The organism is Enterococcus sp. DIV1444a, assembly GCF_051712125.1.
Taxonomy (GTDB): Bacteria; Bacillota; Bacilli; order Lactobacillales; family Enterococcaceae; genus Enterococcus; species Enterococcus faecalis.
Genome location: NZ_JBIOOG010000001.1, coordinates 2,314,910 through 2,331,746 on the forward strand (window position 1 = coordinate 2,314,910; position 16,837 = coordinate 2,331,746).

16 protein-coding genes are annotated in these 16,837 nt (G+C 37.0%); 2 read left to right on the forward strand and 14 right to left on the reverse strand.

Annotated elements, in window-relative coordinates; genetic code table 11:
* Positions 1-17 precede the first annotated feature (17 nt).
* Positions 18-551, forward strand: coding sequence for a 3'-5' exonuclease (locus IGI87_RS11135; protein ID WP_002356400.1), 534 nt, complete (start codon positions 18-20; stop codon positions 549-551).
* A 120-nt stretch (positions 552-671) separates the two neighbouring features.
* Complete coding sequence (locus IGI87_RS11140; protein WP_438737432.1) at positions 672-1,262, forward strand: hypothetical protein; 591 nt, start codon at positions 672-674, stop codon at positions 1,260-1,262.
* Between the two features lie 99 nt (positions 1,263-1,361).
* On the opposite strand, the gene IGI87_RS11145 is transcribed toward IGI87_RS11140, so the two are convergent.
* The 14 genes from IGI87_RS11145 to IGI87_RS11210 all read right to left on the reverse strand — a co-directional run bounded on the left by IGI87_RS11145 (position 1,362) and on the right by IGI87_RS11210 (position 16,769).
* Positions 1,362-3,044: an FAD-dependent oxidoreductase gene (locus IGI87_RS11145; protein ID WP_438737044.1), complete on the reverse strand. Its 1,683-nt coding sequence runs from the start codon at positions 3,042-3,044 to the stop codon at positions 1,362-1,364.
* A 96-nt stretch (positions 3,045-3,140) separates the two neighbouring features.
* The gene (gene ahpC / locus IGI87_RS11150; protein ID WP_104855189.1) at positions 3,141-3,704 is read right to left on the reverse strand and encodes an alkyl hydroperoxide reductase subunit C; all 564 of its coding nucleotides are present in this window, start codon (positions 3,702-3,704) and stop codon (positions 3,141-3,143) included.
* 240 nt (positions 3,705-3,944) lie between these two features.
* Positions 3,945-4,634 (reverse strand): O-methyltransferase, encoded by a 690-nt coding sequence (locus tag IGI87_RS11155; protein WP_280211027.1) that lies wholly within the window; start codon positions 4,632-4,634, stop codon positions 3,945-3,947.
* Positions 4,635-5,249: 615 nt separating this feature from the next.
* Entirely contained in the window at positions 5,250-6,254 is a 1,005-nt protein-coding gene (locus IGI87_RS11160; RefSeq protein WP_113794529.1) for a lipoate--protein ligase, read from the reverse strand.
* Between the two features lie 32 nt (positions 6,255-6,286).
* Positions 6,287-7,027: an MBL fold metallo-hydrolase gene (locus tag IGI87_RS11165; RefSeq protein WP_104855312.1), complete on the reverse strand. Its 741-nt coding sequence runs from the start codon at positions 7,025-7,027 to the stop codon at positions 6,287-6,289.
* A 144-nt stretch (positions 7,028-7,171) separates the two neighbouring features.
* Positions 7,172-7,963: a DUF975 family protein gene (locus tag IGI87_RS11170; protein WP_104855311.1), complete on the reverse strand. Its 792-nt coding sequence runs from the start codon at positions 7,961-7,963 to the stop codon at positions 7,172-7,174.
* Between the two features lie 20 nt (positions 7,964-7,983).
* On the reverse strand, positions 7,984-9,066 hold the full coding sequence (locus tag IGI87_RS11175) for a M42 family metallopeptidase (protein WP_164982969.1): 1,083 nt from the start codon (positions 9,064-9,066) through the stop codon (positions 7,984-7,986).
* Positions 9,067-9,281: 215 nt separating this feature from the next.
* The gene (gene dltD / locus IGI87_RS11180) at positions 9,282-10,556 is read right to left on the reverse strand and encodes a D-alanyl-lipoteichoic acid biosynthesis protein DltD (protein ID WP_438737047.1); all 1,275 of its coding nucleotides are present in this window, start codon (positions 10,554-10,556) and stop codon (positions 9,282-9,284) included.
* On the reverse strand, positions 10,556-10,792 hold the full coding sequence (dltC, locus tag IGI87_RS11185) for a D-alanine--poly(phosphoribitol) ligase subunit DltC (protein WP_002356389.1): 237 nt from the start codon (positions 10,790-10,792) through the stop codon (positions 10,556-10,558). The genes dltD and dltC overlap by 1 nt, the downstream gene beginning before the upstream one ends.
* Before the next feature lie 32 nt (positions 10,793-10,824).
* Positions 10,825-12,030, reverse strand: coding sequence for a D-alanyl-lipoteichoic acid biosynthesis protein DltB (dltB, locus tag IGI87_RS11190; protein WP_002382500.1), 1,206 nt, complete (start codon positions 12,028-12,030; stop codon positions 10,825-10,827).
* The gene (dltA, locus tag IGI87_RS11195) at positions 12,027-13,547 is read right to left on the reverse strand and encodes a D-alanine--poly(phosphoribitol) ligase subunit DltA (RefSeq protein ID WP_113794530.1); all 1,521 of its coding nucleotides are present in this window, start codon (positions 13,545-13,547) and stop codon (positions 12,027-12,029) included. The genes dltB and dltA overlap by 4 nt, the downstream gene beginning before the upstream one ends.
* A 14-nt stretch (positions 13,548-13,561) precedes the next feature.
* Entirely contained in the window at positions 13,562-13,711 is a 150-nt protein-coding gene (locus tag IGI87_RS11200; RefSeq protein ID WP_002356384.1) for a teichoic acid D-Ala incorporation-associated protein DltX, read from the reverse strand.
* 204 nt (positions 13,712-13,915) lie between these two features.
* Positions 13,916-16,012 carry an ABC transporter permease gene (locus IGI87_RS11205; RefSeq protein ID WP_113794531.1) on the reverse strand — a complete coding sequence of 699 codons (2,097 nt, stop codon included), beginning with the start codon at positions 16,010-16,012 and terminating at the stop codon, positions 13,916-13,918.
* Positions 16,002-16,769 (reverse strand): ABC transporter ATP-binding protein, encoded by a 768-nt coding sequence (locus IGI87_RS11210; protein ID WP_104855306.1) that lies wholly within the window; start codon positions 16,767-16,769, stop codon positions 16,002-16,004. Before IGI87_RS11210 ends, IGI87_RS11205 begins: the two co-directional genes overlap by 11 nt.
* Between the last annotated feature and the right edge of the window lie 68 nt (positions 16,770-16,837).

Consider the following 16,837-nt stretch of genomic DNA (forward strand, 5'->3'; position numbering starts at 1 on the left):
TGAAAGGAGTTTTTTTAATGAACTTTTACGCTTTTGACTTTGAAACGGCTAGTTATGATAAACATAGTGCCTGTTCCATTGCAATTGTTAAAGTAGAAAATAGTCGGATTGTGGATGAATTTTACACGTTAATCAAACCAGAAACACCTTTTTTCTGGCGGAATACGCAAATTCACGGCATTCATGAATCAGATGTTGTCAATGCGCCCAAATTCCCTGAAGTATGGCAACAAATTCAGCATTGTTTTCAACCAAATCGTTTAGTGGTTGCTCACAATGCAAGTTTTGATTGTAGCGTTTTGGCTGGCTGTTTAGATTACTATGGCTTAGAACAACCTAATTACCTTTCTTTATGTACAGTCAAAACGAGTCGCAAACTGTTTCCTGAATTTCCTAATCATAAATTAAATACCGTTTGTGAAAACCTCAATATCACTTTAAATAATCATCATGATGCTTTAGAAGATAGCCGAGCTTGTGCCGAAATTCTTTTACAGCAAGAACAACGATTTGGGGTTGAACCTTTAAAAAAATTAGTATTGGTGAAATAATCCAGTTCTTGTTTCCAGCGAAGGCGTTATCTCTTTCAGTGGCTAGTTGGCAGGAGATACCGTCTTTTCTTTTACATAACTTTTCCGCTAAACCAAAAATTTTTCAGAAAGGACGCGATGATGTATTCGATTCTTTACTTATTCACAGACTCTCTCAAAAATGCGTGGCGCTCAAAAAACCAATTTAGTACGTTGATTCTTATCTTTATTATTAGTTTTCTGACTTTTTCTGCTCTATTATTGACTTTGTTGTTTTCTCGATGGCTTTCACAAATGATTCTTCTTGATAATTATGCAGTGATTCCTCCCTTGAAAATTTTCAGAGGTTTGGCTGGAATCAGCGCTGGAACACTCTTTTTCTTCCTGATTAGTTATATTTGCCGAGCTTTCTTCCTAACTTTTTTAGAGCAAAAAAACGACTTACTGATCTTAGCTCTTTTAGGTACGACAAAATTACAAATTTTAATTAGCTATGCCTTACAACCCATCTATTATTTGGTTTTTATTTTGCCTTTAGCCGCTTTTCTAGCTAATAAGCTCATTCAACAGTTTATCCATGATTTTTTCAGCGAGGTACCTGGTTTAATGCATACCGATAGCTACATGCAAGATGTCTTTTTACCACTAACAGGAAGCCTGTTGTTCATTTGCTGTTGTGTCTTTTTAATTCTTTTTAGAAAACTCAATCGCTTAATCAAAAAAGGTACTTGACTAACTATGCGAAAAAAGTGAGAAATACATCATCTCGACGTATTTCTCACTTTTTTGAATGACTTAGGTCTTTGGGCTAATTACTTTTTCCCGCCTCTTTTAAGCCAAGGCTTCAATAATTTCGGCCATTGTTTTTGAACCAAAAATCATTTGTTCGCCATCAATCAGCATTGCTGGAACGCTCATAATTTTCTTTTCTTTTTTCAACTCTGGAAATAGACTAATGTCCACCATTTCTGCTTCCACATGAGGATTAATTGATGCAATACGTTGGCAAGCCGCCACGACATCGGGACAGAAATGACATGTTAGTGAAACAAAGATTTCTATTTTTCTTTTTGGCAATGCAAGTATGTTCTTTTGGAGACTTGTTTCTAACGGCTGCCCCTCGCTGCCGACATTATAAACCGCCAAAACCAACGAGTTTACTTCATGGCCACTAGGAATACCACTAAATTTAATTCCTGTATAGTTTCCTGCCGCATCTAAGAGTACAACGCTAGGCATTTTTTCAATCCCATACAGCAATTCTTTGGCTGGCTCAGTATCTTTCAAAATCGTTTCTAAAGTAATCTTCTGATCTAGACTTGCAAATTCTGTTAAGAATGACTGAAGTTCCAATGATTTTTCATCACTTGCATCCAAAAACTGAAGCAATGTCACTTTTTTGGTTAGTTTAGCGAAAATACCGCTTAATTGTTGGCGCATACTTTCTGGGAACCACTGATGCTTGCCAGTAACTTTCGCTAGTTGTTTTTCTTTTGATTGCTGACTGTTTGTTTCAGGGGCAGATTGATTAGCTAATCGTTCGGTCATTCGCTTTGTTACAATCGGTTGGCCCGCCTGTGTTTTTTGTTCTGTCACGTAACGTTGCGCATGAGTGGCGGCAATTGCACCGTCTGCAACCGCCGTCACAATTTGACGTAATTCTTTTATTCGTAAATCTCCTGCTGCATAAACACCGGGAATATTGGTTTCCATATTTTCAGTTGTGGGCACATACCCACGGTCTAAGGCAATTTTTCCTTCAAAAATTTCTGTACTTGGTTTATTTCCAGCAAAAACGAACAGACCAAATGTACTGTCTTTTGGTGCTTCATAAACCGTTTCTTCTCCCGTCTGGTTATTGACAAACACAGCTTTCCGGACAAAATCATCTCCTGTAATTTCTTTCACTTCTGTATTATAAACAATCTTAATTTTCGGGTGATTTTTGGCCGCCTCCGCAGTTAATTTTGCACATGTAAAATCAGGTTCTCGAATAATCATCGTTACTGATTTACCGTAACGTGTCAAATAAACGGCCTCTTCCGCTGCTGCATACCCGCCACCAACCACAAAAATATCTAGGCCTTGGAAAAACTCCCCATCACAAGTAGAACAATAGGCCACGCCGCGTCCTGTAAATTCACTTTCACCAGGGAAACCAATTTTACGAGCAGAGGCCCCTGTCGCAATCAATACTGCATATGCTTGGTAGGTTTGACTCGCTGATTGAACAGTTTTTATCGTTTGACTAAAATCAACATCAATAATCTCGTCGTTTGTAAAAGCTACACCGAAGTCTTGTGCTTGAATGCGCATTTCTTCCATTAGTTCTGGACCTGTTGTGTGACGAATCGCTGGATAGTTAACAATTTCAGAAGTCGTCGTTACTTGTCCGCCAATTTTGTCTTTTTCAATAATTAAGGTATCTATCATTGCGCGACCTGCATAGATACCTGCAGATAAAGCAGCTGAGCCGCCACCAATAATAATCAAATCGTAGATTTCTTCTGTCACTTGCTTCTCCTCTTTTCTCTGTGTTTCAGAAAAAGAGCTGAACAAAACATTTTCTCTGTTTTATCCAACTCTTTGACCTCTATTTACAAAGCGAATTTAAATTTTACCAACTAAATCTAAGCTTGGCGCAATTGTTTCTTCTCCTGGTTGCCAATTGGCTGGACAAACTTTATCACCATGTTCTGCTACAAATTGAGAAGCTTCTAATTTACGAACAAGTTCTTCAGCATTACGACCAATCCCCATGTCGTTGATTTCATAAGATTTAATGTCACCTTCTGGACTCACAATAAATGAAGCCCGGTAAGCCATTCCAGAAGCTTCATCTAAAACGCCAAAGAAACGAGCAAGTTGACCGTTGGGATCGGCTAACATTGGATATTTAATTTTTCCAATCGTTTCTGTAGCGTCAGCCCATGCTTTATGCACATAATGACTATCTTCTGAAACAGAGTAAACCTCACAATTTAATTCCTGCAAGTGCGCATAATGCTCTTGCATATCCCCTAATTCCGTAGGACACACGAAAGAAAAATCAGCTGGATAAAAGAAGAAAATACTCCATTTTCCTAAAACATCTTCTGTTGATACTCGTGTAAACTCACCATCGTGATAGGCATCACATTCAAAGTCAAAAAGCTTTTGATTAATTAAATTCATTGTCGTTCCTCCTCTGTTTTTTTACTCTTTAAGGATAACAGTTTATAATTATTCCGTCAATAGAATAATTATAAACAAACAAGGTTTTATTAACGCATAATACTGTCCTATTGAGAATTTTATGATTATCATTCTCAATTAGAAATAGTGAGATAACTTTTTAAATAACATAAAAAAGAAAGCGAATCATTAAAAGAGCTTGCTTTTTAATGATTCGCTTTCTTTTTGTGAAGACATTCTTTAACTATCTAAAATAATCGTTTCTTTTTCTTTGGTAATTAAAATAACTCCATCACCAAGAGGAACTAAAGTAGAAGTTAAATCAGGGTGAGCCATGACTACATCTAAAAATTGGTTTAATTTACGATGAATCGCTCGATTTTTTTTCGGTACTTCCTCAGCAGGGTCTAAAATTGTCCCAGCTTGAAATACATCATCCACCATTAAAACGCCGCCAACTGGTAGCAGTCGTAAACATTCGGGTAAAAATTCAATGTATTTTGATTTGGCACTATCCATAAAAATAAAGTCATAAGGTCCTTCTAGCGTTGGTAAAATCTCAGCTGCTTGTCCTTCTAAAAGAGTGACCTTTTCTTCTAAGCCTAGACGTTGGTAGGTTTTCTTCGCTTTTTTTATCATTACATCAAAACGATCAATCGTGGTCACGTGGCCCTCTTCACCGACAAATTGGGCCATTAAACTTGAAGAAAAACCAATGGCTGCCCCGATTTCTAAAATATTTTTTGGCTTTAGTTGTCCTAGCAAAAATTGTAGAAAAACTACTGTTTCGTGCGGAATAATCGGCACACCTGCTTCATTGGCTTCCGCTTCCACTGCACCTAATTCTCCGGGAAGTTTCTTTTGTTTTGTACGCATATACTCAACCAATTCTGGTTTAACGACTGGTCGATGCATCATTTCGTTTCTCATCACTTTCGCTCCTTTTCGTTCCTTTATTATACGAAGTCCTTGTTCCTCTGTAAAGGATTGAAATAGGATTCTTATTATTTGTTTGAAAATAACATGCGCGGTCTTAACTTCCTAGCTAAGTACTGATTACTTTTCTGAAGCACATTTTTCCTTTGTTTCCGCTATTTTTTTATTAAGTTTTATTCAGAAAACGTCAAAAAGTAGCCTTCAAGAACATACCTATTGATTTTTTCTCATTATTTCTTATAAAAATACTTCTACATATGTTAATATTTTCCCTTAAATCACTCTCGACTCTTGCTATTTCAAGCCCCAAAACAAGCCTATAACCTTGCTAAAATAAGAAACGTCAATTTTTACTACTTTGTCTGTAAAAATTTGATATCACAAAAGAAAGGAAATCTTGTATACTCTTTACAGATAGTGATTTATAGTGAAGCACATAACCAAATTCCCGGACTTGACTTGGTTCAAGTACATATGCAGGCGAGCTATTTGATAGTTCCCTGATAAAAATCGTTTCGACGATTTTGCACATAGCACTACCTTTCTAAAAGCTAAAAATAGTTATTTTAGCTAGAAAAAAGACAACCGTTTGAAACGGCTGTCTTTTTTTTAATAAATTAACCCAAGCAAATCTTCTTTTTCGATATTGCCAAAGTATTTTTTTACGTCAATTTGATTGATGGCTTCTTTTAAAGAAGCTTTCTCATATTTCACGCCAGTTAAAATATCTTCAACATCTTTAATTTCACCAAGCCCAAAGAAGTCCCCAAAGATTTTAATTTCTTGAATGACACCATCCGCCACATTCATTTTCATTTCAATTGAACCAATTGGGAAACGATGGCGACGTTCTAAGTTAAATGCGGGTGATTTACCATAATTCCAATCCCAATTGCGATAGTATTGCTCTGAAATTTTGTTAATGGCCGCCCAGTCTTGATCAGTTAATTCATACGTTTTAACTTGATCAATCGAATCTACACCGAAAATTTTCAAAAGAATTTCTTGGCGGAATTCTTCCGTTGTCATATCTTGTTTATCTTCAGATAAAAATGGTTTGATGTTTGTTACCCGGGAACGAACAGACTTGATGCCTTTAGATTCGATCTTATCTTTCCGTACTTTCAATGTATTTACAACTTCGTCAATGTCACTATCAAACATTAAGGTTCCATGTGCAAACATGCGGCCATTTGTAGCGTACATCGCATTTCCTGAAAACTTCATATCATTAATCACTAGGTCATTGCGTCCTTTTAATTCGGCACCTTCAACGCCTAAGTCGTGCAATGCTTGGATAATTGGTTGTGTAACTTTCGCAAAATCACGGAAAGAGTTGCCGTCATCGGGCATAATAAAACTAAAATTCAAATTTCCATGATCATGATAAACGGCGCCGCCGCCACTCAAGCGACGAACAACATGAATACCATGCTCATCTACATATTCTTTGTTAATTTCTTCAATTGTATTTTGGTTACGGCCAATAATGATTGACGGCTCGTTAATGTAAAATAACAGGATGGGCTCATCTAAAGGCATTTCTGTTAACAAATATGTTTCAATTGCTAAGTTCACTCGTGGGTCATTATTTTCATTCGGTACAAAAATCACAATCGGTTCTCTCCCTTGGTATAGTTACTTTTTTAAATCTCAACTGTTAAATCTGGTTGGGCTAACGTCACTGGAATTTCCGTTCCAGCATAGTTTTGCGCTTCTTCACGTAGTTGTTCCAATGACCCATGTTGTGGTAAATGGGTCAACATCAATTGTTTGACTTGTGCTGCTTTGGCAATTTCACCCGCTTCTCTTGACGTAAAATGTGCATGATGTCGTTCATTACCTTCAAATAAGTACGTATCCGCTAAGAATAAATCGGCGTCTTTTGCAAATTCTTCAAAACTTGCTAAGTAACCAGAGTCTCCTGTAAAGACAAAGACTTTGCCGGTCGCTTTTTCAACAATCCGCATCGCGTAGCAAGTGACAGGGTGAATCGTTTCCATAAAAGTAATCAGAAATGGTCCTACTGCCAACTCTTCTGCTTCAAAATACTCTTTCCCTTCGGAAACGTTAGGAAGCGTTAGTTCTTTGAAATGCATTTGATCTTGTGTATGGCCATATATTGGCAAAATAGGAGTCGGTTCTAGCGTTGGATAAAGCTGACGATAATATTGTAAAACGCCTAAATCTGCGATATGGTCATGATGATAATGCGACAGAATGACAGCATCTAATTTCAATGGATCTAGATAGTTTTCTAAACGCACTAATGTCGTACTGCCTGCATCAATAAGCAAATGAAAGCCTTCAGATTCTAACAAATAGGAACTCGTTCCTTCTCCTTTGTATGGATAAGCACCTAAACAGCCTAAGACAGTCAATTTCATGTGTGGACAACCTCCTTCAATACGATACTTCCATGTTACCATAAAATAACGGAAAAACGAGGTTAAAACGCTTAAATTTTCACAAAAAGACCAAAGAAAAAACCTGAACCCTTTGTCGAGATGACGAAGGATTCAAGCTTCTTTTTATTCTTCGGCTAACCCTTTTTCTTCTAAGGCAGTTTGATAAAAACTAGCTAACGCTACATAGTTATAAGGAATCACCCATAATAGACCGATACCAATAGCTAAAAAGCCCACAATATACCAACCAATAAAAGAAAATTGTAAACATAAATATTGCCAAAAACGATTTTTCATTAAATATAACGCCTGTTTCAATGCCAGCATAATTGGCAGTTCTGGATTATCAAAACGTAACCACACAGCAAATTGAAAAACGCCACTCACAAATAAACCAATTAAAAAGATCAAGATAGTGGCAACGCCAAACGCTAGGAAAAAGGAAAAATCATTTAAGAAAAAGGTTTGGATTTCCTCTGGCGTAACGGTATTAAACATCAATTTGAAATACAAGGTTGTCCCTGCACCGAATAAAATTGGTAACAAAAATAACAAACCAATTACACGTTCAAGTACTTTTTGAAGTAGGTTGACCACAAATAGCGGACCATAATATTTTCCTTGAAAAACACTCATTAAAATATTGACCCGCACCTTTTCACCACGCAACACCTTCAAGGCTGCGTAATATAGCGCATAACTTAACGCGAATAAAACAAAAATTTGCAGTAATACTGCGGCAAAGCTACTTTGAAAAACTTGATTGTCGCCAGAAAATAAATTTTGCACAATCGATGTTAAGAAGCTCTGTAAAACCACTCCTAAGAAAGTTAACCAAGCCATAATCCCCCATTGCCCATCAAGGGCTCTGCGAGCATTGGCACGATGTTGCGAATTTGTTACTAAACTTTTCATTCATTTCATCCTTTCTGAAACTAATAGCTAGTCAATTTAGCGACTGTTTCTTTATCTAAACGTTTCACCACTTCTGTGACTAATTTGACTGTGTTGAAATAATCATCTTCATGAATAACTGAGGTATGTGAATGCAGATATCTAACAGGCACCGTGATAGCTAATGATGGAATCCCATTGCGTGTTAAATGCATGCGCCCAGCATCCGTACCTCCCCCTGTAATCACTGTATATTGGAAGGGAATGTTATTTTCTTCCGCCACTTGAATAACAAAATCACGTAATTTTTTATGTGGAATCATTGATGCATCATAAATCAAAATTTGGGGCCCTTCACCTAAAACAGAGTCGGCTTCTTTAGGTGTCATTCCTGGTGTGTCACCAGCTGTTCCTGTGTCTAAAGCAAACGCTATGTCTGGATTCACAAGATGCGTACTTGTTTGTGCACCGCGTAGCCCGACTTCTTCTTGCACATCACTGCCTGCAAATAAAATATTGGGGTGCCCTTCTGTCGCTAAATTTTCTAAAACTTTTAATGAAACGGCCGTACCAATTCGGTTATCCCACGCTTTTGCCAATAAAAATTTTGTATCATTCATGCGACGATAATCAATATAGGGTGTCACCATATCCCCTGGGTGAATCCCCCATTCTGCGACTTGTTGCTCGCTACTTGCACCAATATCAATAAACATATCTGCAATCTCATAAGGTTTGTTACGAACTTCCGCTGTTAACACATGCGGTGGTTTAGACCCAATGACACCATGGTAAACCTTCCCCGTGGTGGTTTTAATTTGGACTTGTTGGGCCAACATCACTTGGCCCCACCAACCGCCAACAGTTTGGAATTTTAAAAAGCCTTTTTCTGTGATTTGAGTGACCATAAACCCGACTTCATCCATGTGCCCAGAAATGTAGACTTTTGGTCCTTCTTTATCACCAACATTTTTTGCAATAATACTGCCTAGGCCATCATATAAAAATTTATCCGCATAAGGTGCTGCATACTTTTTAAATAACGAACGGACTTCGTCTTCATTTCCAGCAATCCCTTTAGCACTTGTTAACTCAATTAACATTTTTTCTTCTTTTGCATCCATAAAAATAACTCCCCTCAAAAACCAATTTTATCCATTATACCACGAACTAAAAAAATACTTACAAAAATAAATTGAGCAACGTTCTCCACTAAAAGTAAACGAAAAAACAGCCTGCACGCTCGTTGTTCAACGGCAGGTACAGGCTATTTTCATTGTTACGAGGTACTTCTAGTCCTCTTCACCAAAATAATTGGTGCTTGATTTATCTTGCCTTCTTAAAACTGAGGTAAGGCCAATGGATTTTGTTGTTGCCAGTCTGTCTGGTAAAAACGGTCATCAATTTGATAGGCTAAATTTTTAGGCGCAGGTTGTTTCATAAATTCATCTACTCGACGATCAACAGCCAGCCAACCACGCCAACCTAAATGAATCGTGTCTGCCATAAAGTAGCGTTCATTACTACATGTTGAAAAGTCAGCAATGTTCGTAAAGCCTTGCTCTTGAAGTTGATATTTCAGCTTGCGCGCTACTTGCTGCAACATATCTTGTGACAAGCCCGTATAGTCCGACCAACGTTTGTTAACAGGTGGGATTACAAATAAAACATCAACATTTTTTTCTGCTAACTGTTCTAACGCAGCTTGGAAATCACCATATTCTGGAGAAAAACGATAATCCCATTTCTTTTGTGAATGAGCTAATTTCGGTAAAACTGGTTTAATCCGTTGGCGATAAAAACCGTTACTAATTTCAAATTTATTATTATTAATGGCTTTTGCCGCAATTTTTCCAGCTAGCTGATCTAATTCATTAAAATTATAAGTAGCAGGTAATTGTTTCATATCTTTTTCAACAATTGGTTCTCTGCTAACCATGCCAATTTGGCTAAACAATTCATCTTCACGATTCAAGAAACGGAGATTCATTATAAAATAATCTCGTTGAGAGCGTTGGGGAAGTTGCCCTGCCTGCAGATTTGCCAAAGTTTCCATTAAGACTTTGTCTTTTTGAACAACTGGAAATTTGGTCAAACGTTGTGCTAGATATTGGTCACCGCTGGTTAATTCGGTTAAATTAGCTAACCATTGGTAGGTTTGTAATTGTGAATAGTGTGCACCAAAACTATCATTAGGTACACCCTTTTTGACAAACCATTGCGGAGATAAAATAAAGACCGCTTTCTTATTGGCAATCGCATCGCCCATCGAATGAATGACCATTGCTTGGGTTAATGACTGTGTGCCCGCTTCTCCTAGTAAAAACGGTCGGTAGTTCCGTTGATACTTTTCAGAGAGCACACTAGGGTGGAAAGCACTAAATCGACTTAATTCAGAAGAGCCAAAAAAAGGAACATATTTACCAGAAGCCACTGCTTTGTTTTTAATCACATTGCCTTTTAAAACGTTCGGTGCCATTGACGTTGATGCTTCCTTCAACGTTTTTTCGGAAGTTAAATTGATTCTGAACGGTGCAAAAAAGAACACTGCAACCAAGACCGCTGAACAAAGCACTGGACCTAAGATTCTGATTAGTCGTTTTTTTCTAGACATTATTGTAAAGCTTCCACTTGTTGAATGATTTGTTTTGGTGTTCCCCATACTTCACGGTCAAAGTCTGATACAGGAACTTGGATTCCTAATTGTCCTTCAATTTCTACTAATAATTGAACCGTTGCTAAAGAGTCCAATAATCCTTCTTCAAATAATTGAATGTCTTGATTGTTCACAACTTCGTCTGTTCCTGTAATATCTTCTAAAATGTTTAATACTGTTTCTTGAATGTTCATTATAAATTGCCCCTTTATATTTTTATTTTTGTTTATTTAAACCATAGTTTGTCTAAAAATCCTGAGAAAATCAGGAAGCTGACACAAACCGCTTGGAAAGTTAAAAAGACTGCAAATGCATGTGTAAATTTGTTTGATGGTATCTTGTCTTTATGTTTTTTCTTAAAACGTAGCCAAGCATCTGTTACACAAATTAGTGTTGCATGGTAGAGCCCATAAGCGATGTAGAACCACGTTAATCCATGCCAAATGCCCATAATTAAGAACAACGCAAAGTAGCCAATATTAGAAGTCACGATCCGACTTTTAAAGACTTTCTTTTTCATTAAGAAAAACATTAAGCGCATGTAAATGTAATCACGGAACCAAAAAGATAAGGTCATGTGCCAACGATTCCAGAATTCTTTAATATTCCAACTTAGGAACGGTTTGTTAAAGTTCATTGGTGTATCATAGCCCATTAAATAACTTGTGCCTACGGCCAGTAAACTATAGCCTGCGAAATCAAAGAATAGATACAAACTGTAATTATACATATAGCCGACTGTCCACCAGGATAAACCACCTTGTGCCAAGGCCATTTTTTCCACATGTGGTAAAAAGACACCACCAAGATAATGACTGATAATAAACTTATATAAAAATCCTAGAAATAAATAAAAAATTCCTTTTTCTAAAAAGTCTAAATATTTCTCCGCACTCGGCGGGTTTTTCAAATCTTTTTCAAAGCGCCGATAACGATCGATGGGTCCTGAAGAAATAGTCGGGAAAAACAAGAGAAACTGAATGTAACGAAACGGATGATATTCTTTCATTACGCCATCCCGTAAATCCATGACCACTTGGACCGCTTTAAAGGTTAAATAAGAGATCCCTAAAAAGCCAAGTAAGGTTGTTTTGCCTGTCATGAAGGGAGAAACTTTCACCCAAACAAGCGGTAATATAGCTAAAAAGACAGCCAGATAAAAGACCCAACCTGCATTTTTATTTTTTCGATAAGCCGCATAGCCCCACGTTAGTAACGTTTGATAAATAACATATACAATCAGAGCGACTCCTTGTTGCCAAAATTCGCCACCAAAACTGATATATAAAAAGACCAGTGTCACAAGTGTTTGGTACCAAGGCCAACGTGTCCCTTTAATGGCTAAAGTTAAAATCATCGGCAACAAGGCCGCAATTAGCAGAACAAAGTAATACGGTGCATTATAGGGAATCATATGAGGAAAATTCATCATGTGGCATTCACCTCATTCATCAACCCTTTCCGATCAATTTTGCCATTACTTGTCAAAGGTAATTGTTCAACATATACAAATTTTTGCGGAATCATATAGTCCATTGTCAACGTGGCTAATTCTTGTTTAATTGCCTTAGTTAATTGAAAATCACTTGAAAATTCATGTGCTTGCGGAACGACATAGGCAATTAATTGTTGGACTTTATTTCCTTGATATTTCGGCACAACGACTGCTTGTTTCACGTAGGAAACATTCGTTAAGTGATGATCCACTTCTTCTAACTCAATGCGGTAGCCATGCAACTTAATTTGAAAATCTAAGCGTCCTTCATACTGCAATAGGTTATCGACTAACTTTCCAGCATCGCCTGTGCGATAAGCTGGTACGCCATCTAATTGGAAAAAAGCTTCAGCTGTTTTCGCAGGATTATTTAGATAGCCTTTGGAAACACTTGGTCCAGCAATGACGATTTCACCAATTTCACCTGCAGGTAATTTTGACATGCCTTCCATAATATAAATTTGCGTATCCTCTTTCACATACCCGATTGGTAAACGTTGGACATTTTTTAAAATTTCTTGGGTGATTTCAATGGCACTAATCGCTACAGTCGCTTCTGTCGGCCCATACGTATTATAAATATGCGCAGTTGGGAAACGAGCGGCTAATTTCTCAGCCGTTGGTTTTGGTAATTCTTCTCCACAGAATAAAAACGTGCGCAGTGCTGGTAGATGTTCACCATCAAAGGTTGGTTCCATTAGACACAATTCAATAAAGGACGGTGTTGAAACCCAGACGTCGATCGTTAATTGTGGCAAACGCGTAAATAATTGCTTAAAATCGTTAATGATTTTATTGGGTAACGGAGTTAATGAGCCGCCTAACGCCAATGCGGGATAAATAGACATCACCGATAAATCAAACGAATAAGGTGCCTGTGCTAAAAAGCGTGCCCCTTCTTCTAAACCAAAATCTTGCAACAACCAATTCGTAAAGCTAACTAAATTATCATGGCTGATTTGCACACCCTTTGGTACGCCAGTTGTCCCTGAAGTGAAAATGATATAGTAATTACTTGCTCCTGTGACAGGCGCCAACGCAGGCGCATGCCGGGGTGCATGCCTCATCATTTCTGTTAATTCTTCCGCCGTAATTACTGGCACTTCGGTGGCTAATTCAGGCCATTCATGCACAGCAATAACTGCGGTTGGTTTGGCTACGTTTAGAATTAGTTCAATGCGTTCTTTTGGTGTATGTGCATCAATGGGGATATAGCTAAAACCAGCTTTCGATGCGCCTAAAAAACTCACAATCATTTCAAAATCTAATTCTCCGTATACGACAATCGCTGACTTGTCCGTTTTCAGCTCAGCTAAATAAGCGGCTAGATTGTCTGATTTTTCTTTTAACTCTCCATACGTAGAGACTTTTTCTTCGGTTAAATAAACAGGACGTTGGGGTTCTTTACGTGCCCATTCATCAATCGTTTGAATCATATTAATTACTTTTTCCATATATAGCCGCCTCCTTAAAACTCGTTATAAATGAAGGTTCCTCCATTGATATTCTTGTAATGATAAAGATAAATTAATGCAATGACAATGAAAGAATAAAATAACGTTTTACCGATGAATTTAAGACTTTCGTTATTGAGAATTTTCTGAAAAGTTGTTTTCATTATCATTCACCTCCTAAGGTTAATCGCTATCCATTATTTTATGCTATATTTCAGCAAAGTCCATTGAAATTTCTTACAATTTAATAAAAAAACTAACAATTTCGTCACTTCTTAAATTTTCATGATTTTCATAAACTGAACTCTCATAATTTTTTCGCATAAAGAAACTGTAAAAACCGCTTCAAAACGGCTTTTACAGTTTCTTTAAAAATGGATGTGTCGAATCATCCGTGCATAAATGGCAGACGTTAAAATATAAAAAATTAGATAAACAATTATTAAGATTCCACAAGAAAGATATACTAACAAATATCCTGGACTCTTAATAAATTGGCTTAACAAATAAATGGCAAAGGTGGTATGCAAAATCCCAATGACCATCGGCGGAAAGAATATCAAACTATTTTGTCGATAAATTTGCTTAGTTATCGCTTTACTAGAAACACCCATCCTTTTTAAGGTCACGTAATCTTGACGCTCGCTCACAGCGGAAAACAGTTGCCGTAACATCAAAATACTTCCCGTAATAAACAACGCTAAAACCGCCACAAACATAGAGACATATAAAGTCAAACCGTTAATTTTTCGTTCATAGCGTAAAGATGCATAGCGATCATTAATATTTAGCCGCCAAGTTTCCGTGACATCATCTTGCGTATTATTCGCCGTTTCGTTTGGCATTCGTTTGGCAAAACCACTCAACTGCTGGTTGGTTTTTTCATACTTATACAAAATTGGCGCTTGCCATTCTGTGGCAATTTGTTTATTTACCGCTTCATAAAGTTTTTCACGGCTTTTCGTGTCAATATTTACAGCCTTAATCTGATACTGAATGGAATTTTTTGTCACTTTCTGGTAAAGGGCATCGGAAACGACAATTGTTGGTAAGAAATATTGCAATAAAAAATTGCCTAGATAGTTAGGTAGCACTTGTTGCAGTTGTGCCGTCTCCCCTTCAACAAATTGCAGTTTCGATTCATAACGAGACATACCACTTAAAATATTGGTAAAGCTATCCATATAAATAACACTTTTGTCATTTTTTAAATGCAGATCTTTCAAATAAGGATTAATTTTTTGATAGTTGCGATAATTGGAGAAGGATAAAACATTAACTGCTTCAATCGTTTCCTGTTCCTCTTGCGTTTGACCAATTCGCAAACTGCGTTCAATTCCAGTAATTTTATAAGAAAGTGTCACTTCATTTTTTATTTTGGTGTCCGCTGCTTCATCGAGAACTTTCTTCAATTTAGGATAGCTTTCCTGCGAAACCAAAAAATCTACGGGACCATCACTGTTGACCTTGTGCATACTAATCGTATACACAAAAACCATCACGCCAATCCCACTCAAGGCTGTCGCAATTAACAAGGTCAAACCAGTGAGTGTTTTGCTACTTTTAAATAAGTAACGTTTGGCGTTGCCTAAAGTAATCATGCGTAAATCTTGGTAATACCATTTTTTTCTATGATTAAATAAGCGAATGATAAAATACATGGTATAACGGAAAAATAAATAAGTTCCCACCACACATAGACCCAAAATGATAAAAGGTGTCAACGTAATAATCATTGGAATCGAGATATCAAGTGAATTATTTAATTGTTTATACACAATACCTGTCGCTAAATTACGAAAATCAAACGCAATAAAATAACCAGCCAGTAAACAAATAGGTCCTAAGATACCTAGAAACTGCCGCCGTTTCGTTAAACGACTATAATTAATTTGACCAATTTTTTCTTGATGCATAAGCTGCGACAATGGATATCGATAAATCATCCAAATACTTCTTAAGCAGACGATCAAAATCATAAATGCAAAAGCTACACCGGTTTCAATAACAGAACGCCAAGAAATATAGAAGAAACTGGGCACTTCTAAAAACATAACTTTGGCTAAAATCATTGAAAACAACTTGGTGAAAATCACTCCTAAAATAATCCCATTAATTAGCGAAACAAAGCCTAAAACTAAATTTTCCACTAAGAAAATTAGTGAAACTTGACTCTTTCTCAAGCCAATTAATCGATACAACCCAATTTCTTGGCTACGTTTGCCAATAAAAAAGCGATTTGCTGCCAACATAAAGCCCAAAATAATAATGGTGACTAAGGTACTACCGAGTCCTAAAGATCGCTTAATTTCGATATCACGGCCTGCACCTGCGACCAGAGGCTGGTTATAAGCAATCGCGCGGAAACAATAATAAACGACTGCTGCAAAAGTCATACTAATGTAATAAACCAGATAATTAGGTACGTGAGCTTTTAAATTTTTTAATGATAGTTTAAAAATCATTTGCGCGCCCGCCTCCACCAATCGTTGCTTGCATATCTATCACACGATTAAAAAATTCCTTACGTGATCCTTGACGAACAACTTCTGAGAAAATCGCACCGTCTTTAATGAACAAGATGCGATTGCAGAAGCTGGCCGTGTACGGGTCATGTGTCACCATCAAAATTGTGGCATCATCATGTAGATTAATTTCAGCTAAATATTTCAACAATTCTGTTGCTGATTTTGAATCCAGTGAGCCAGTGGGTTCATCTGCAAAAATAATTTTAGGGTTCGTAATCAAAGCACGAGCAGCTGCTACCCGTTGTTTTTGTCCCACAGAAATCTCTGGTGGATAAGCAGATAAAAGCTCCTGAATCCCCAAAATCGAAGTCACATGTAACAAACGTTTATCCATTTCTTCTAATGAAACTTTTTCTACAGCTAAAGGCAACAGAATATTGTCCTTCACATTTAACGTATCAATTAAGTTAAACGATTGAAAAATAAACCCCATTTCGTTTCTCCGAAAATCACTTAATTGATTATCTCGCATTTTTAAAATATCTTGTCCGGCAATGCGCACAATTCCTGCGGTTGGTAAAACGATTGAGGATAAGACATTCAACAGTGTCGATTTTCCAGCACCGCTGGGACCCATAATCCCCACAAATTCACCTTCATCAATAGTAAATGAAATATTATCTAATACTTCTGTTTTATTATTTAAACGACCATATGTCTTGCTGACATGACTTACTTCTACAATTTTTTTCATTTTTCTCGCTCCAACGTTTTGTTATTACTCTTATTTTACCAAGAAAAAATCTGAATGAACATCGTTTT